A 17,807-nucleotide genomic window follows, 5' to 3' on the forward strand; every position below is an offset into this window, starting at 1 on the left:
CGGATGCCAGCCAACGCCGACGCGCTGCTCGCGCCGATCCGGGCCGCGCTACCGAGCGCCCCCGACCACGCCGGTTTCGTCTCGCCCGGATGCCAGCCAACGCCGACGCGCTGCTCGCGCCGATCCGGGCCGCGCCACCGAGCGCCCCCGACCACGCCGGTCAGGCGGCGGCGGAGCGGGCGCCGCGGGCTCGGAGCCAGGCGGCGAGGTCGGTGGCGCCGGAGCGGACGGCGGCGTCGAGCGGCGTGAGGCGCTCCCACGGCGGGAGCCAGTTGACGTCGGCGCCGCGCTCCAGGAGGTACTCGGCGGCGGTGCGGCGGCCGCCGTGGCAGGCGCCCCACAGTGCGCGGTCGGCTTCGGGGCCGGGGCCGCGGTAGTACTCCTCGAGGCGGTCGTGCAGGCCCAGGGTCGCGGCGTGCCAGAGGGTCGTGCGGGCGCCGCGTTCCACCAGGCGGTGGGCGGCTCGCCACTGGGCGAAGGCGGTCGCATCGTCCAAGGGCGTGCCGCCGGCTATGACCGCCCCGTCCGCCTCGATGTCGGCGCCGGCGTCCAGGAGGGCGTCCAGGACGGCGACGTCGTCGTTGCTGGCGGCCCAGTGCAGCGGCGTCTCGGCGTGCGCGCCGGAGAACCGGGTGTGCACGTCGGCGCCGGCGGCGATCAACACGGCCACCGTCGCCGCGCCGTTGGGATAGTGTCCGGGCCAGTCGGCGACGACATGCAGGAGCGTCCGCGCCTCACGGACCGTGCGGATGCGGGCGGTGGCCAGGCCGGGAGTCGCGGCGAGCAGGCGTCCGAGGGCATCGACGTCGCCGCCCCGGATCGCCCCGACGACGGCGACCGCCGTCGGGTCCGCCTTGTCGAGCAGGAGCCCGCCCACCCCTCGATTCTAGGCCGCCGACCCCGTCCGGACACCACCACCGATGCCGCGTTCCCGGGGTCGGTGCCGCGTGCGTCAGCGGCGGCGGAGGGTCTCGGAGGGGGCCTGGCCGTAGGCGGCGTGGTAGTGGGCGGTGAAGCGGCTGTGGCTGGCGAAACCCCAGTGGGCGGCGACCGCACCCACGGTGGTGTCGGCCGGGTCGCCGTCGAGCAGGTCACGGTGGGCGTGTTCGAGGCGGACGCGGCGGAGGTAGGCGCCCGGGGTGGTGTCGAGGTGGCGGCGGAAGGCGAGTTGCAGGGTGCGGATCGTGACGTGGGCGGCGGCGGCCACGTCGCCGGGGCAGACGTCGCGGTGGGCGTTGGCGTCGATGAAGGCCACGGCCCGGCGCAGGGTGACCGGGTGGGCGTCGCGGCGGTCCTCGATGGTCGGGTCGCGGGTGACGTTGCTGGGGAACGTGGCCAGGGCGGTGGCCATGAGCAGGCGGGCGGCGTTGCCGGCCAGCAGCGGCTCGTCGGCGGCGGGGGTGCCGGCCACGTTGTCGCGGACGTAGTCGTAGGTGGCGGCCCAGAGGCGGGCGGCCTGGGCCGAGATCGGGTGGAAGCCGGTGAAGTGGAACCCCGCCGCGGTGCGGCCCGGGCCGGCGTCGGCGACCTGGGCCAGCAGCGGCGGGTCGATGACCGTGAACTCCAGGTCGACGTCGATGTTGATCGACTGGTAGGGCTCGTCGGGCCGGGCCAGGAGGAAGATGTCGCCGGGTTCGTTGTCGGACCGTTCGGCGCCGGAGCGGTAGGAGAAGGAGCCGCCCAGGACGCGGCCCATGGTCAGGCGGCGCATCGGGTCGGCGTCGATGTGGAACTGCATCGTGAACGTGTTGTGGTGCAGCTCGATCGGGCCGACGGTGTGCCGGGCGATCCGGGCCCGGTGCTGGTCGCCGGAGACGGTGAAGCGCATCGCGCAGTAGGTCGCCGTGAGCATCTGCTCGGCGGCCTCGAGATCCGTGGTCTCGAACAGCGTGGTCATGGGGGATCCGTGTTCTCGGACGGCGTGATCATCGCAGATCCAGGGAGATCGGGGGTGGGGGCATCGGCGGCTCACACTCGCAGGGTGCGGCTCGGGGGCTGGCCGTAGGCGGCGCGGTACTCCGCCGCGAAGCGGCCCGGGTTGGCGAAGCCCCAGCGCCGCGCCGCCTCGCGGACCGTGACCCCGTCGCCGGGGCCGGCCGCCCGCAGCTCCCGGTGGACCCGCTCGAGCCGGACCCGGCGCAGGTGCTCCATCGGCGTGCAGCCGAGGTGCCGCCGGAACGCGACCTGCAGGCCTCGCGGGCCGACCCCGGCCGCGGCGGCGATCTCGGCGACGGTGAGCGGCCGCTCGGGGGCGGCGTCCATGAACGCGACCGCCCGGCGGACCACGGCCGGCGCGACCCGGCCGTCGCCGCGGGTGTGCGCGGCCGTCATGGTCGTGTTGGGGAACACGCTGAGCAGGGCCGTCGCCCCGGCCCGGCGCAGCTGCTCGGCGATCAGCGGCGGCAGGTCGGTGCGCAGCCCGGTGAGCTGGCGGGTGAGGAATGTGGACGTCCCCGCCCAGAACCGGCGCATCGCCTCCGACACCGGCCGCGCCCCCTCGAACCGCACGTCGGCCGCCGGCACCCCGGTCTCGGCCTCGGCGATCGCGGCCACGTAGGGCAGCGGCAGGCTCACCAGGGACAGGACGGAGCGGCCGTATTCGCCGGTGAACGGCTGGGCGTAGGGGAACAGCACCCCGTCGTCGGCGCCGAGCGCGAAGTCCCGGCCGCGCATCCGGACCGCGATCTCGCCGTGTTCGACGGTGCCGGCCAGCAGGTATCCGACCGGCTCGGACTCGGCCGCGTAGCCGACGCCGCCGAGGCGCAGCCGCAGCCCGCCGAGCTGGCCGAGCTCCCGGGCCCGCATCGTCAGGTCCACGTCGGCCGGCTGCCCGAACGTGATCCGGGCCCGGTGCGTGACGTAGTGGTTCAACGCTGCCGCGATCACGTCGCGGTCGCGGGTGCGTACCTCCATCAATCCCGCTTGACCTGCGGTCGACTCCACGGACCACCTCCAGATCCCCCGGACGTTACCCGCTCAGTGACATTCCTGTACCAAAAACGCAGCTTCGCTTCCGAGCCAAACGACCCCGGTGATCGTTCGCTCCGTGCGGTAGAGACCACCCCGAGGGCCCGCCAGGCTGAGAAACACCCCTGTGCCCGTGCCCCTGGTCGGACAACGAAGCGGAGCGACGATGGCGACGGCCGACGATCGACCGGGTTGGATCAGCGTGCGAAACCGCGCGGACGGCCGCTCCGTGCTCGTCGTGGCCGGCGGCCGCCTCGAGCGGCTGAACCGCCCGCAGCTGGCCGCCGCCCTGCGCACCGCGATCGCCGGTGGCGCCGCCGACGTCGAGGTCGACATCGGCCGCGCGACCCTGATCCACCCGGCGATCGTGCGGGCCCTCCTCGACGCCCGGGAGCTGGCCGCCGCCCACCGGTGCCGCTTCCGGGTCCGCGACCCGACCGGCCTGCCGGCCCGGGTCCTGGAGCTCACCGGCACCCGCGCCACCCTGTGCGGCCGGACGACGTCCCACCGCTGAGCGCGGCCGCGACAGAGCTGACCGCGACCGCGACCGCGACCGCGATCGCGATCGCAGGCGTGGCCGCGAGCGAGGTCAGTCCGGCTGGACCGTCAGGCAGAACGGCTTGCCGGCCGGGTCCGTGAAGACCCGGAAGAACTTGCCGTTGCTCGGCTGCCGCCGCGCCCCCGCCGCCAGCACCGCCGACTCGCCCCGGTCCAGGTCGTCGACCTCGATGTCCAGGTGGAACTGCTGCGGGTGGGCGGGGTCCGGCCACTGCGGCGCGTGGTAGTCGGCGACCTGCTGGAACAAGATCGGCTGGGCCCCGTCCGCGCCGATCATCGCGACGCCGTCGCCCTCGTAGGTCAGCGGCTTGCCCAGGACCTCCGAGTAGAACTGTGCGAGCCCGCGGGCGTCGGGGCAGTCCAGCATGACGCCCATCAGCGTGACACCGTCGTTGTCCGGGGCCAGGCACAGGTCGAACGGGTGCCCGGCCGGGTCGGCCAGGGTGTGCCAGGCCTCGCCCCGGCGCAGCACCGCCGCGCCGAGCTCGAGCGCCCGGGCGGTGCCGGCCTCCAGGTCGGGCACCCGCAGGTCCAGGTGGGCCTGCTGCGGCATCCCCTGGCCCGGCCAGCTCGGCCGCCGGTGGTCGGGCGCCTCCTGGATCGCGACCTGCCAGCCGTCCGGCGTGCCGAGCGTGATCCAGTCGTCCTCGGCGCTGACCTGCGACCAGCCCGCCAGGGCCCGGTAGAACGCGGCCAGCCCGCCGATGTCGGCCGCGTCCAGCACGACCATCTCCAACTTGCCGATCATGACAAAGTCCCCCCTCGCTCCAACTCCCAGCATTCTGCTCCTGCGGTACGACAAAAATCGCTCGCGGCCGGCCGGGCCGGCGGGACAGAATCGGGGGCCGGGCCGCGGTGCGCAGATGACGAATCCTTCTTAGTTGATAATTGAGCGGCGTCATCGTCCTGACCTCGCGGCCCGCAGGAGAGCCACATGTCGATCGGAGACATCGCCAAGCAGGTCGACGCCCGGCCCGGCCAGGTCGTCACCGTCGCGCTCGGCGGTGCGGACGCGACCGAGCTGGTCCATGCGCTCGACGTCGCCCTCGACGACGGCCGCGACATTGCGCCCGAGGTCCACTTCGTGCTCGGCCGCGGCGGCCGCACCCGCGAGGGGACGATCGCCCAGTTCGTGGCCGCGCTCCGGCTGCCATACGCGGCCGCCGAGGACTGGGACGCCTTCATCTACCAGCTCGGCGAGGGCTCCGTCGGCAGCCGCCGGTGCATCGTCGTCGCCGACGCCCAGGAGCTGCTCGCCGACGACGCCGAGGCCCGCGAGGAGCTGCTGTTCCACCTGCCCAGCGGCCCCCACTGCCTCGGCGGCGGCTGGACGACGGTGGTCCTGGCGGCCGGCCCGGGGCAGCATTCCTAGCGAAAAACGGGCAAAATTGCGGCGTGGCAACCGCGTCGGTCATTCTCACCGTCACCCACGGGCCTCTCGACGGGCGCTCGTTCCGCTTCGACGAGCGCACGACCGCCTTCCTGGGCCGGGCCCGCGACTGCAACCCGCAGCTGCCCGACGACGACGATCACCGTACCGTCTCCCGCCACCACTGCCTGCTCGACATCAACCCGCCCGACGTGCGTATCCGCGACTTCGGCAGCCTCAACGGCACCTACCTCAACGGGGCCCGGATCGGCCGCCGGGACCGGGGCGAGAGCGTCGAGCAGGCCGCCGCCCGCGCGTTCCCCGAGCACGACATCAAGGACGGCGACGAGATCAGGCTGGGCGACACCGTGTTCCGGGTCGGGATCGATCGGTCCAGGCCCGAGAAGACGAAGGTGGTACCGCGTTGTGTCCACTGTGGAGCAGATGTCGGCGGTGAGATCGGTGACCGCGACGGCGAATACGTGTGCGCGGAGTGCCGCAGCGACCCGGACCAGCTGGCCCGCGACTACATCGCCGGATCGTGGCGGGCGGGCCGCTACGAGATCGTGAAGCTCCTCGGTGAGGGCGGGATGGGCCGGGTGTACCTCGCCCGCGACCTCGGCACGGGCGAGCTGGTCGCGCTGAAGATGATGCTGCCCGAGGTCGCCGCCGACCCGCACGCCCGCGCCCAGTTCATGCGCGAGATCTCGGTGAGCCAGTCCCTCGAGCACCCCAACATCGCCCGCATCCGCGACGCCGACAGCTACGCCGGCGTGTTCTTCTTCACCAGCGAGTACTGCGCCGGCGGGAGCCTGGCCGCGCGCTACCGCAAGCAGCCGGTCCCGGTCGACGAGGCCGTCCCGCTGATCCTGCAGGCCCTCGCGGGGCTCGAGTTCGCGCACGGGCAGGGCGTCGTGCACCGCGACCTGACCCCGCACAACATCCTGCTGGCCGCCGACGGCACCCTGAAGCTGGCCGACTTCGGCCTGGCCAAGGCGTTCGACCAGGCCGGCCTGAGCGGCCTGACCCGCACCGGCACGGCCGCCGGCAAGCCGTTCTTCATGTCCTACCCGCAGGCCATCAACTACCGCTATGTTGGCCCGGAGGTCGACGTGTGGTCCCTCGCGGCGTGCCTGTACCACCTGCTCACGGGCCTGTATCCGCGCGACTTCGACGGTGACCGGGACCCGTGGCAGGTCGTCCTGGAGACCGCGGCCGTCCCGTTGCTGTCGCGCCGACCGGACGTACCGAGACAACTGGCTCTTGTCATTGACACGGCATTGCGTGACAAGCCGGCGATCGGCTATCCGACGGCCGCCGAGTTCCGCAACGCCCTGCTGCTCAAAGGCGTGTGACCGTGTGGGCCGTCGGCCAGACCGTCGCGGGCCTCTACGCGGTCCGGGACGTGCACGACGGCGGCATGGCCCGGGTGTACCGCGTGCACCACCTCGACTGGCGGATCGACCTGGCCGTCAAGCGCCCCCGCGCCGACCGCTGGCACGACGAGGCCGACCGGGACCGGTTCATCGCCGAGGCCGACGCGTGGATCGGCCTGGGTGTGCACCCGCACATCTGCGCCTGTCACTACGTGCGCGTTCTGGACGACGTCCCGCACGTTTTTGCGGAATACTGCAGCGGGGGTACTGTCGCCGCCGCCCTCCGCACCGGGCGTCTGCCCGTGCCACGCATCCTCGACATCGCCATCCAGACCGCCTGGGGCCTCGAGCACGCGCACGCGCAGGGCCTCGTGCACCAGGACGTCAAACCGGCCAACATCCTGCTCGACGCCGACGGCACCGCCAAGGTCACCGACTTCGGCCTGGCCCGCGCCCTGACCACCCCGACCGGCGACGTGACGAGGCTCGGCCTGACCGAGGCCTACGCGTCCCCCGAGCAGGCCGACCGCCGCCGCCTGACCGCCCAGACGGACATCTGGAGCCTCGCCGTCACCGTGCTGGAGCTGCTGGTCGGCGGCGTGAGCTGGTATTCCGGCGCCGCCGCCGGAGCATTTCTGCGCGGATACCGCCACGACCCGCCCGAGCCCGCCGAGCCGATCCCGGCCGAGGTCGCCGACGTGCTGGACGCCTGCCTGCGCCATGATCTCACCGAGCGCACGAGCACGATGACGGAGCTGGCCACCGCTCTCGTCGCCGCCTACGAAACGTGCACCGGCGGACAGTACCCCCGAAGCAAACCGACCCCGGCCGATCTGCGGGCCGACGGCCTCGTCAACCGCGCCCTGTCCTGGCTCGACCTCGGCCTCGACGACCACGCCGAGCAGGCCTTCGACGAGGCCTTCCGGATCGACCCACGCAACCCGTACGTCTCGTACAACCTCGGGCTGTGGAGTTGGCGCCACGGCCGGCTGCGCGACGACGACTACGCCGAGGACGTCGCCGAGGCGCTGGTCGCGGCCGGTGCCGAGGCCCCGTCCGAACTCCTCGTCAACGTCCACCTGGAGCGCGGGGACCACGCCGCCGCCCGGTCCGCGGGCGCGACCGCCGGGCAGCTGGCCGCGGTCCGGCCCGACGAGACGGTCTTGCTGGACGACCTCGGCGGCCGGCCCGGCGCGCTGGCGGTCACCCGGGACGCCGGCCATGTCCTCGTCGCCGTGGCCGCGGACGGCGACCATCCGGTGGTGTGGTGGAGCGTCGCGGATCGGGTCGCGGTGGCGACCTTCACGGCCCATCGGGCGCCGGTGCTGGGCGTCGCCGTCAGCGGAAACGGGCGGATCGGGGCGGCCTGGGACGAGACCGGTGCGATCAGCGTCCTCGACCTCGGCCGGGGTGCGGTGCACACCATCGTGTTCTACGACGACGAGCTATTCCCGCGGGAGCCGGCGCGGCCGCGCGAGGTCGCGGTCAGCGGCGACGGCCGCACGGTCGCGGCGGTCGGTGTCAACCCGGGTGTCCGGCTCTGGGACGCCCGGAGCGGGGCGGAGCGGCCGCCACTGCGGGCCGTCCACCGGGGCGTCGAGGTGTCCTTCGAGCACGTCGCCGTCTCCGCCGACGGGCGGCACGTCATCGCCGCCGACCGGATCGGCCCCGTGTACCGGTGGGGGCCCGGGCGCGACGACCCGGTCGCGGAGTTCCAGGCGCCGGTCGACCCGTTGGCACCGCGGCCGCCCTTCATCACCGCGCTCGCGCTGAGCGACGACGCGCGACTGGCCGCCTGCGGCTTCGGGGACGGCACGGTCGCGTTCGGCGCCGCCGAGTCGGCCTGGCACCCGGTCGTCGCCCACGCCGGGCCGGTGCGGCGGCTCGCGCTGTGCACCGGCGTACCCGGTGGGCTCGCCGTGTCCGCGGCCGAGGACGGCACCGTGCGGATCTGGGGGCTCGCCGCCGGCCGCGCGCTGCGGACCCTGACCGGTCCCGCCGAGGCCGCTCGACCGGGCCGCACCGGCCGGATCGACCAGGCGATCGCGGTTGACGACGAGGGCCGGTGGGTGGCCTCGGCCGCGGGCCGGCGGGCGCATGTCCGGGCCGTCCCGGCCGGGTTCGCCGCCCCGTTCGTGCTGGCCCGGCCCAGGTCGCACACCGACCTGCAGGCCGGCGCGGCCCGGGTCGAGCAGCTGCTCGCCGCGGCCGGCGAAGCTCCGCCGGAGGCCGCGCTGGAGCTGCTGCGTGAGGCTCGGGCGCTGCCGGGCCACGAGCGGGACAGGCGGCTGCTGTCCGCCTGGATTCGACACGCCGGCTCCGTGCGCACCGGCCTGCGTTCGGTGTGGGCGATCTGGCTGGCAACGCGCGGCGCGGACCAGGGACCGGGCCGGCATCGTGGCCGGACCCTTCGCCTCGCCACCGCCGGAGCGGTCGTCGTCAGCGGTTGCGAGGACGGCACCGTGCTGGTCTGGGGTCTCCACGACGATGAGGTCCGGCCGGTGCCGTTCGGCTTCGGCAGTGCGATCGAGGCCCTCGCGGTCCTGGCCGACGGCACGATCCTCGCCGCCGCCGATGCCGTGGTCCGCCGCTGGCCCGGCGGCGACGTGGTCGCCGACGACGGTGAGCCCGCGCCGCCCGGCGGACCGTTCCTGTTCGCCGTGGCCGCGGACGGCCGGACCGCGATCAGCTCCAGCGACCGCCACCGGGTCTGTGTGTGGGATCTGGCGACCGGCCGCCGCATCGCCGCGATCGTCCGGGCGCCCGGTCAGAGCCGCGTCCGCGCCCTCGCGATCACCGCCGACGGTCGGCTGGGCCTGCTGTCGGCGGACGACTGGACGGTCGAGGTCTGGGACCTGGGCGGTCCGCGGCGCATCGGGGCGTTGCCTGGGCACGGCGGCCCGGTCCGCATCGCCGCCGGCGGCGGGGAGGCGCTCAGCGGCCACCGGGACGGCACGATCCGGCTCTGGGACCTGCGGACCGGGCAGGGCCTGCGGGTCCTGCGCGGCGGCTCCGCCGACCGGGGCCTGGCGTTCAGCCCCGACGGCCGATTCGCCGCGTCGGTCGGGGCCGCCAACGCCGTCCGACTGTGGGATCTGCGCAGCGGTGCGTGCCTTCGAACCCTGGAGTCCGGCACCGACGTGATCGGTGAGGTCGTGTTCTCCGCCGACGGCCAGACCCTGATCGTGGCGGCCGAATCCGGCGATGTGCTCGCGTATCAGCTGGACTGGGAGCTGGGCAAGCCGCCGGGCCACTGGGACGGCACCGCGCTGCGGCGCATCGAGGAGTTCGTCGCCGTGCACGGTCCGGACTGGACGGAGGCGGACGTCGGTGCGTTCCTCATCGACCTGCGCCGAGCCGGGTTCGGCTGGGTGCAGCCGCCCGCCGTACGCGCCTGGCTGGCCATCTTCACCCGGCTGGAGTCCCGTCGCGACCCGGCACAGCCGCTGTTCACCGTCGGAGCCGAAGCGCCCGAGACGCCGCCGCCCGTCCGGATGCCCAACTCGAAGGGTGAGCTCAAGGCGCGCACGCAGCGGGAGGCGCGGGTGTACATCGAGCTGCAGACCTGCCCGGAATGCGCGCACCGCGGCATCGCGGCCGGCGCACCGCACACCACCGCCCGGCGCGACGGCACCGAGCGGATCGACGGCATCGCCTCCCGGTGCCTGGTCTGCGGGCGCGAGCAGTACTGGCGGTTCTGGTTCGCCGGGTGGCGGGAGACCGGCATCGAGTCGATCGACTTCTGGCCCGGCCTCGCCCCGAAACCGTCGGGCCTCGTCGACGTCGGCGTCGGGATCGACGACTGGTTCGGGCCGGCCGGGGAGCGCTCCAACCTCGTCGACGCCGGGCAGTGGATCGTGCACGCCGACCGGCTGCTCGAGGAGGGCACCGCCGACGCGGCGCTGCTCGCGGCCGCGGCCGCGAGTGAGGCGGCCAAGTTCGTGCCCGAGGGCACCGACCGGGTGCCGACGGAGGGGCTGTGGTCACGGTGCTCGGCGGAGCTCGGTCAGGCCGCACCGGGGCGGTTCGCGCTCGCGGCCATCGAGGAGCTTCGGGCGGCGGCGTTGCGGCGGTACGCGGAGCTGGCGGGCGGGGTATGAGCGGGTGGGTGGTCGGCGAGACCGTCGCCGGGCTGTACGAGGTGCGGCAGGTGCACAACCAGGGCGGGATGGGCGTCGTGTACCGCGTCCACCACCTCCAGTGGCAGATCGACCTCGCCGTCAAGCGCCCCCGCGCGGCGCTGCTGCGCGGCGACGCGGACCGGGAGCGGTTCGTCGCGGAGGCCGAGGCCTGGGTCGGGCTGGGGCTGCATCCGCACGTGTGCGCGTGTCACTACGTGCGGCTGCTGGACGGGGTGCCGCATGTCTTCGCGGAGTACTGCACCGGCGGCAGCATCGCCGACGCCATCCGCGACGGCCGGCTGTACCGCGGCGAGGACCTCGACGCGCGGATCATCGACCTGGCCGTGCAGATGGCCTGGGGCCTGCAGCACGCCCACGACCACGGCCTCGTCCACCGCGACGTCAAGCCGGCCAATGTCCTGCTCGACGAGTACGGCACGGCCAAGGTCACCGACTTCGGCCTGGCCAAGGCCATGACCCCGGAGGAGCTCGACGCCGGCCTGACCGTGACCCGGGGCGCGTTCACGCTGCCCTACGCCTCCCCGGAGCAGGTCGAGGGCGGCCGCATCACCCGGCAGACGGACGTCTGGAGCTTCGCCGTCGCCGTCATGGCCATGTACACCGGCGGCGCGATGTGGATGACCGGCGCCGGAGCGGCGGAAACGCTGCGGGGGTACCGCCACGACCCGAGCGACGGCGCCCTGCCGATCCCGCCCGAGGTCGCGGACGTGCTGGACGCCTGCCTGCAGGTCGACCCGGCCCGCCGGATCCGCACGATGGCCGAGATCGCGGACGCGCTCATCGCCGCCTACCAGTCCGTCACCGGCGAGCCCTGCCCCCGGACCGCTCCGCAGCCGGCCACGCCACCCGCCGACCACCTGGTCAACCACGCGCTGTCGCTGCTCGACCTCGGCCGCCCCGCCGAGGCGGAGGTCCTGCTGCACGAGGCCGTCCGCACCGACCCGGGCAACCCTTACGCGCAGTACAACCACGGGCTTCTGCAATGGCGCGCCGGGAACCTGTCGGACGACGTCTTCGCCGCCCGGGTCGGCGCCTCCGGGCCGCGCGAGCTCCTGGTCAACGTGCACCTGGAGCGCGGCGACCACGCCGCCGCCCGGGCCGCGGGCGCCACCGCCGAGCAGTTGGCGGCCGTCGCGCCGGACCGGACGTGGACCAGCCCCGGTGCGCTGGCCGAGCCCGCCGAGCCGCTCGCGATCAGCCGCGACGGCGCGCACGTGCTCGCGGCCGGGCTGATGCCGGGGTACCGCAACCGGTTCATGTGGTGGGGCGTCAGGACCGGCGTGCGGCACGCCTTCACGGTCGACGACCCGCGGACCGTCGCCGCGTTGACGGGCCGGCCGCGGGGCGGCGCACTCAGCGACGACGCGCGGACGGGGATCGCCTGGGACGATGGCGGCGCCATCGTCGTGCTCGGGTTCGACGCCGTCCGGGGCCGCGCGCTGCGTGTCCTGCGATACCGCGGGGACCACCTGCGCCACGCCGCCATCAGCGGCGACGGCGGCCGGGTCGTGGCCGTCGGGGGCGAGCCGGGGCTGCAGGTGTGGGACGCCGCGGCGGGGGCGCAGCTGCTGCCGCGGCCCCCGCCCACCCACCACTATCGGGACGACTCCGACGATCCGGGCGTCGACCACCCGTTCCTGCGTCTGTTCGATCCGCTCGGACCGCCGCCGGCACCGGCCCGTGCCCGCCTCGTCGCGGTGGACCGCACCGGGCGGCGGGCGGTCACCGCGAACGCCGACGGTTCCGTAGGGCTGTGGGACGCCGCCACGGGCATCTGTGAGCACGTCCTCGCCCCGGGCCCGGCGGAGGTGACCGCCGTCGCGGTGAGCGGGGACGGCCGGGCCGTGGCCTACGGCCGGGCCGACGGCGCCGTGGTGTTCCACCGCGCGGCCGGCGACGAACACCTGGTCAGGGGCCACCCCGGCGCCGTCGGCGCGCTCGCGCTGTCCCACGACGGCACGGTCGGCGTCTCGGCGGCCGCGGACGGCACGGTGCGCGTGTGGCGGACCGGCAGCGGGCGGTCGCTGCGCACACTGCCCGGCTCGGCGATCCACGAGCCGGTCCCGGCCCTGCGCGAGGCGCTGCTGGTCGCGCTGGACCCCGCGGGCCGGCAGGCGGTCGCCGTGACCTGGGACCGAGCGGTCGCGTGGACCGTGCCGGCCGGAGACCTCGCGCCGTTCGTGCCGTGCCGGCCTCACTCGCACGCCGACGTGACGGCCCGCGAGGCGGACCTGTGGCTGTTCCTGGCCGCGGCGACCCAGGCGGAGGCCCCCGAGGCGCTGCGGCTGCTGCGGGAGGCCCGGCGGCTGCCCGGGCACGAGCGCGACGAGCGGCTCCTCGCGGCCTGGCGCCGCCTCGGCGAGGTGACCGTGCGCGGGGCCCTGCGCACCGTGTGGGAGGGTCCCCGGATGCCCGCCGCCGGGACGGCACCACTGCGCCTCGCCGTCGGGCCGCAGCCCGGGACCGTGGTCGTCGGCGACGCCGCCGGCGCCGTGCTGGTGCTGAATATGGCCCGCCGTCCGCCGCGCGCACTCGCGTCCTACGAGATCGCCGGCGGCGTCGACGCGGTCGCGGCGCTGCCGGACGGCGCGGTCCTCGCGGCCGGCCCGGACGGGCGGGTGCGCCGCTGGCCCGGCGGCGAGACCGTCGCCCTCGACTTCGTCGAACCCGAGGGCAGCCCCGAGTCCGTCTCGATGGCCGTCTCCCGGGACGGGCGGACCGCGCTCACCGCCGCCGCCCGGGCCGAGGTGCTCGTGTGGGACCTCACGGCGGCCGCCTGCGTCGGCGCGATCCGGTTCAACCCCCGCCGGGAGAGCTTCCGCAAGCCGCTCGACATCAGCTCCGACGGGCGGCTCGCCGTGATCGGGGCCGACCTGCAGCCGGCCCAGGTCTGGGATCTCGCCGCCCGCGGCCACATCGGCACGCTGGCCGGCGACGGGTATGTCACGTGCGTGCGGATCGGGCCCGGCGACCGGCGGGTGCTGGTGGCCGAGGGCGCGGGGGCCCTCCGGCTGTGGGAGCGGGGGCCGGACGGGTTCGTGCTCCTCCGCGTGCTCACCGACAGCGGACCCGTGATCGCGGACGCCGGTTGGAGCCCCGACGGGCGCTTCGCCGCGTCCGCGCACGCCGACAACGCCGTGCGCCTCTGGGACCTGCGCAGCGGCGAGTGCGTCCGCGAGTTCGGGCTCGGCACCCACGCCGCGCAGGCCGTGGTCTTCACCGCGGACGCCCGGTTCCTGGTGGCCGGGCTCGGCTCCGGTGAGCTGGTCAGCTGGGAGCTCGACTGGGAGCTGGAGCCGCGGCCGGAGCCGTTCAAGTAGCCGCCGCGATCCCGCATGGGCCGGGGCGGGGCGGGGGAAACTGGTTCCCATGTCCCATGACACCACCGATGCGCAGCCGGAGCTCTCCGCGATCGACGAGCTCGTCGCCGAGCCCGCGGCCGCCGCCGGGGACCCGCAGACGCCCGGCCCGGCGGCGCCCAGCGTCTCCATGGCCGTGCCGCCGAAGTGTCCGACGCGCACGCGGCTCTACCGGCACGGGGAGCTGATCGACGAGGGGTTCCCGGCCGAGGAGCTCTCCGAGCGGCTCGGCTCGGATCCGGACGCCGTAGTGTGGCTCGACCTGTACGACCCCGACCAGCGGGACCTGCAGGTCGTCGTCGACGAGTTCGGGCTGCACCCGCTCGCGGTCGAGGACGCGATCACCTCGCATCAGCGGGCCAAGGTCGACCGGTACCGCACCCACCTGTTCGCCAACATGTACGCCGTCAGCGTCGACGCGGCCGCGGTCACGATCACGGCCGGGGAGATCGCGGTGTTCATCACGCCGCGGGCCCTGGTCACGGTGCGCAAGGACGAGTTCGACATCGACACGCTCATCGCCCGGTGGGACCTCAACGCCGACCTGGTCGACGCCGGCAACCAGGTCAGCGCGCTCGTGTACGGGCTCATCGACGTCGTCGTCGACGGGCACTACCACGCCGTGGAGCAGCTCGACGACGCCGTCGACGAGCTGCAGACGCACCTGTTCGAGGCGCAGACCGCCGTCGACGTGCGGCGGCGGGCCTACGAGCTCGGCGCCAGCCTGGCCGCGCTGCGCAGAGTGGTCGCACCGATGCAGGAGGTGGTCAGCCGGCTCAACCGGGCCGACAGTCACCTCCGCGACGACATCCTCACGCCGTACTACCAGGACGTCTACGACCACGCGCTGCGCACCGTCGAGTCCGTCGACGCCGCCCGCGACCGGGTCGACCGGATCGCCGACACCCAGCTCAACGAGCAGGCGGCCGAGCTCAACGAGATCACGAAGCGGCTGGCCGCGTGGGCCGCGATCATCGCCGTGCCGACCGCGGTGACCGGCTTCTACGGCCAGAACATCCCGTACCCGGGGTTCGGCCACGTCAGCGGCTTCATCGCCAGCTGCGCGATCATGCTCGGCCTGGGCGCGCTGCTGTACTGGTACCTGCGCCGCAACCGCTGGCTGTGACCCCGCTCGACGGGCGCGACTTGCCGTGATCGTGGATCATCAAGAGTGTGTTCTGGCTGATCGGGGCGGTGGTCATCGCCGGTGCCGGGTTCGCCGCGGCGTACGTGCCGCGGGCGCGGGCGGCCGCGCACGAGCGCGCGGTCGCGTGGTCGGAGGCCCGGGCCGCGATCGGCGTCGCGGTCGTCGGCCGGGACGCGGCCCGCACGCCCGTTCCTGAGGCCGAGGAGCTGCTCACGAAGGCCGAGGCCATCGCGGCCGGCCGGGGCGGGGCGGCCGCGGCGCGGGAGGCGGCCCGGTGCGCGCGGGCGGCCGACCGGCTGTGGCGGGCGGCGGCCGATCGGCTCCGGCGGGAGGCCTACGGTGGCTGAGCGGGGCTTGCTGCGAAGCGTGCCCGGGGCGGGCGTCGTGCAGTGGCTGGAGGCGCGCGGCGGGGTCGTGCGGTGGGTGCTGCTGGCCGTGGCCGTGATCAGTGTCGGCGGGTTTCTGGTGGCGCAGCGGCAGAGCGCCGACGTGACCTACGGGGACGCGCCGCCGACCGCGACCATCGCCGAGGGCTCGGCCGGTGAGCTGTCCGACGCGACCGTGCCGTCCGTCGAGGAGATGCGGCGGATGGTGAGCCAGGCGTCCGTGGTGCGGCTCCCGGGCGCGGTCGCGCAGTGGGACGCGGACAAGGTGAACGCCGCGATCGCCGGCCGGGATGTGCGGATTCTGGTCGCGCCGCCCGGGTTGGACAAGGACGAGCAGACGCGGGTGCGCGACGTGGACAACGCGACCGTGCGTGTTATCGGCACGAGCGTGTCCGGGGGCATCTACGCGGCCGGCGGGACCATGCTCGAGGACTGGCGGGCCCAGTTCGCGCGCAACGACATCACCGGGCAGCTCGTCGCGCTCATCACCGAGCACTCGGCGCCGGCCGGTGACACGCCCTGGCGCGAACCGACGGCGGCCGAGCTCGAGCCGATCATCGCCGCCCTGCGCGACGGTGACCAGTACGGTGTCGGCCCGTCCGGTGACGCGCCGCGTGACGCGTCCGGTGACGCGTCCGGCGAAGCGCCGCGTGACGCGTTCGACATCGGCGACGCGCTGCGTAACGCGTTCGGGACGGACGACGCGCTCGTCGTCGCGGTGCCCGCGCAGCCCCGCGACACGGCCGCGCCCGACTACGGGCCGGCCCTGGAGCGGGCGTTCCCGGGCCGGCCGATCGTGCTCATGGTCGGCAGCTGGATCGAGTACCACGGGCCGCACGCGGCCGAGTTCGCCGACATCGCCGCGGCCGGGTTCTTCGCACGCTTCGACGACCGGCTGAGCACGTATGCGTATCCGCGCGCGAACGTGCTCCGGGCGTACCTCGGCTGGGTCACCGATGTGCGCTACTCGGGCCTGTTCGACCGTCCGCTGCCGTATCAGCCGTTCGACCCGCTGCGCGTTTCGCTGCCCGTGCTGCCGTGGTTGTTCGCCGCGTGCGTCATCGGGTTTCTGCTGTTGTCCATTCGTGCGGCCGGCCCGGCGCGGCCCGGTTGGGTGCGGCCTGGCCCGGCGTGGCTCGGTTCGGCGCAGCTCGGTTCGGCGGCGCGCACCGGGTGGCTCACGGCCGCTCCGGCCCGGCTGGCCGCGCTGAGTGCCCTGGCCGTCGAGGTGTCCGGGCTCACCACCGCCAAGACCGACCCCGATCTGGTGCGCGCCGTCACCCGCCTCGGCGCGGCCCGCACCGCGCTCGCCGACGCACTGCCGGACGGGCACGTCCACCGCCTGCTCGACGAGGCCGAGACCGACCTCGACCGCGTCGGGCGGAGCGTCGGCGTGCCTGGATACCGGCCGGCCGAGTACGTGAGCCGGTCCCTGACATGAACAAGACACCGGGCGTGAAGAAGGCCCCTGGCGTGCGGAAAACCCCTGGCGTGCGGAAGACCCCTGGCGTGAAAAAGACCGCTGGCAGGAACATGACCCCTGACGGGAGAAAGACCGCTGGCGGGAAGAAGACCCCGGCCGCGAACAAGGCCCCGGGCGGGCGACGGCTCCTGGCCTCGCTGCGCACGCCGTTCGGGCTGGCTGTGATCGGCTGCCTCGTGCTCGCCGGCTGGGCGGTGTGGGCGGGCGGCGCGTTCGACGGGCGGATCGCGCGGCAGGTGCGCACACACTCGGTGTACGCGGACCCCGGCACCGGCCTCGACGTCGCCGCGGCCGAGCGGGTCGTCGGCAACCGGCGCCTGGTCGTCGTCCTGCTGCGCGAGGGCGCCGACCTGCGCGACGCGTGCGGCGACGTGGGCCGGGCCGCGGCCGGGACCCTGGTGCTCGTCATGAGCCGCAAGGCCGAGGGCTTCGACACGTACGGCTGCTCCCGGCTCCCCGGCCACGACGACGAGCACTTCGGCGACGCGTTCGTGGCCGAGACGACGATCGGCGACGGCGTGGACCCGTTCGCGGACCGGCCGATCGACGCGGTCAAGGTGATCGCCGTCAACTACGACCGGCTCGCCAAGGCCGACCTGGTGCCGGCGGACGCGCGCACGATCAGCCCGTCACTGCCGCGCTACCTCGTCGCGGCGGCCGCGATCCTGGCCGTCCTGGCCGGCTCGGCCGGACTGTACTTCGGGGCCCGCCGCGCCGGTCGCCGCGCCGCGAGCCGCCGCGAGCAGCGGGACCAGGCGACGGACAGCCGCACGGTCCTCAGCGCCGCCATGGCCGCCGTCGCCCAGCGCATCATCGACGCCGACGTCAAAGCCAAGCGCCACCGCAAGGTCGCCGCCGACTACGTGAAGCTGATGGAGGAGATCGCGGCCGCCGACCGCCGTGGCGAGCCGGACTACGGCCGCTTCACCGAGCGGGCCCAGCGCCTGGGGAGCCAGCTGCAGGCATCGCCTGAACCAGGGCGGCGACCCGGCGCCACCTGAAGTGCCGCGCGACACCGGG

The 17,807-nt window shown here is 74.7% G+C and carries 13 protein-coding genes; 9 read left to right on the forward strand and 4 right to left on the reverse strand.

The window, feature by feature from the left end; all coding sequences use genetic code 11:
* Positions 1 to 160 precede the first annotated feature (160 nt).
* From ACIA8L_RS42730 to ACIA8L_RS42740, 3 genes are all read right to left on the reverse strand, one after another.
* Entirely contained in the window at positions 161 to 877 is a 717-nt protein-coding gene (locus ACIA8L_RS42730; protein ID WP_395913813.1) for an ankyrin repeat domain-containing protein, read from the reverse strand.
* A 75-nt stretch (positions 878 to 952) separates the two neighbouring features.
* Positions 953 to 1,897 carry a helix-turn-helix transcriptional regulator gene (locus ACIA8L_RS42735; RefSeq protein ID WP_395913815.1) on the reverse strand — a complete coding sequence of 315 codons (945 nt, stop codon included), beginning with the start codon at positions 1,895 to 1,897 and terminating at the stop codon, positions 953 to 955.
* A gap of 71 nt (positions 1,898 to 1,968) precedes the next feature.
* Positions 1,969 to 2,913, reverse strand: a complete 945-nt coding sequence (locus ACIA8L_RS42740; RefSeq protein WP_395913817.1) for a helix-turn-helix transcriptional regulator — start codon at positions 2,911 to 2,913, stop codon at positions 1,969 to 1,971.
* 256 nt (positions 2,914 to 3,169) lie between these two features.
* Here ACIA8L_RS42740 and ACIA8L_RS42745 point away from each other — a divergent pair, with 256 nt between their 5' ends.
* A complete protein-coding gene (locus ACIA8L_RS42745; protein ID WP_395913819.1) occupies positions 3,170 to 3,481 on the forward strand; it encodes an STAS domain-containing protein in 312 nt (103 codons plus the stop codon).
* 75 nt (positions 3,482 to 3,556) lie between these two features.
* Here the strand turns inward: ACIA8L_RS42745 and ACIA8L_RS42750 are convergent, their stop codons facing one another.
* Positions 3,557 to 4,273: a VOC family protein gene (locus tag ACIA8L_RS42750; protein ID WP_395913821.1), complete on the reverse strand. Its 717-nt coding sequence runs from the start codon at positions 4,271 to 4,273 to the stop codon at positions 3,557 to 3,559.
* A gap of 186 nt (positions 4,274 to 4,459) precedes the next feature.
* Between ACIA8L_RS42750 and ACIA8L_RS42755 the strand changes: the two genes are divergently transcribed.
* From ACIA8L_RS42755 to ACIA8L_RS42790, 8 genes are all read left to right on the forward strand, one after another.
* Positions 4,460 to 4,897, forward strand: coding sequence for a hypothetical protein (locus ACIA8L_RS42755; RefSeq protein WP_395913823.1), 438 nt, complete (start codon positions 4,460 to 4,462; stop codon positions 4,895 to 4,897).
* 23 nt (positions 4,898 to 4,920) lie between these two features.
* Positions 4,921 to 6,249, forward strand: a complete 1,329-nt coding sequence (locus ACIA8L_RS42760; protein WP_395913825.1) for a protein kinase — start codon at positions 4,921 to 4,923, stop codon at positions 6,247 to 6,249.
* Positions 6,246 to 10,370 carry a protein kinase gene (locus ACIA8L_RS42765; RefSeq protein WP_395913827.1) on the forward strand — a complete coding sequence of 1,375 codons (4,125 nt, stop codon included), beginning with the start codon at positions 6,246 to 6,248 and terminating at the stop codon, positions 10,368 to 10,370. Before ACIA8L_RS42760 ends, ACIA8L_RS42765 begins: the two co-directional genes overlap by 4 nt.
* A complete protein-coding gene (locus ACIA8L_RS42770) occupies positions 10,367 to 13,732 on the forward strand; it encodes a protein kinase (RefSeq protein ID WP_395913828.1) in 3,366 nt (1,121 codons plus the stop codon). Before ACIA8L_RS42765 ends, ACIA8L_RS42770 begins: the two co-directional genes overlap by 4 nt.
* 49 nt (positions 13,733 to 13,781) lie before the next feature.
* On the forward strand, positions 13,782 to 14,897 hold the full coding sequence (locus ACIA8L_RS42775; protein WP_395913830.1) for a magnesium transporter CorA family protein: 1,116 nt from the start codon (positions 13,782 to 13,784) through the stop codon (positions 14,895 to 14,897).
* 47 nt (positions 14,898 to 14,944) lie between these two features.
* Positions 14,945 to 15,265 carry a DUF6403 family protein gene (locus tag ACIA8L_RS42780; RefSeq protein ID WP_395913832.1) on the forward strand — a complete coding sequence of 107 codons (321 nt, stop codon included), beginning with the start codon at positions 14,945 to 14,947 and terminating at the stop codon, positions 15,263 to 15,265.
* Complete coding sequence (locus ACIA8L_RS42785; protein ID WP_395913834.1) at positions 15,258 to 16,745, forward strand: hypothetical protein; 1,488 nt, start codon at positions 15,258 to 15,260, stop codon at positions 16,743 to 16,745. Before ACIA8L_RS42780 ends, ACIA8L_RS42785 begins: the two co-directional genes overlap by 8 nt.
* Before the next feature lie 92 nt (positions 16,746 to 16,837).
* Complete coding sequence (locus tag ACIA8L_RS42790) at positions 16,838 to 17,788, forward strand: hypothetical protein (RefSeq protein ID WP_395913836.1); 951 nt, start codon at positions 16,838 to 16,840, stop codon at positions 17,786 to 17,788.
* Positions 17,789 to 17,807 lie beyond the last annotated feature (19 nt).

It is taken from the genome of Dactylosporangium sp. NPDC051541, assembly GCF_044454505.1.
GTDB lineage: Bacteria > Actinomycetota > Actinomycetes > Mycobacteriales > Micromonosporaceae > Dactylosporangium.

Excerpts from the sequence above, each read along its gene's own strand:
- ACIA8L_RS42755 (WP_395913823.1), top strand. The coding sequence starts at position 4,460 with ATGTCGATCGGAGACATCGCCAAGCAGGTCGACGCCCGGCCCGGCCAG.
- ACIA8L_RS42750 (WP_395913821.1), bottom strand. The coding sequence starts at position 4,273 with ATGATCGGCAAGTTGGAGATGGTCGTGCTGGACGCGGCCGACATCGGC.
- ACIA8L_RS42735 (WP_395913815.1), bottom strand. The coding sequence starts at position 1,897 with ATGACCACGCTGTTCGAGACCACGGATCTCGAGGCCGCCGAGCAGATG.
- ACIA8L_RS42740 (WP_395913817.1), bottom strand. The coding sequence starts at position 2,913 with ATGGAGGTACGCACCCGCGACCGCGACGTGATCGCGGCAGCGTTGAAC.
- ACIA8L_RS42775 (WP_395913830.1), top strand. The coding sequence starts at position 13,782 with ATGTCCCATGACACCACCGATGCGCAGCCGGAGCTCTCCGCGATCGAC.
- ACIA8L_RS42770 (WP_395913828.1), top strand. The coding sequence starts at position 10,367 with ATGAGCGGGTGGGTGGTCGGCGAGACCGTCGCCGGGCTGTACGAGGTG.
- ACIA8L_RS42790 (WP_395913836.1), top strand. The coding sequence starts at position 16,838 with ATGACCCCTGACGGGAGAAAGACCGCTGGCGGGAAGAAGACCCCGGCC.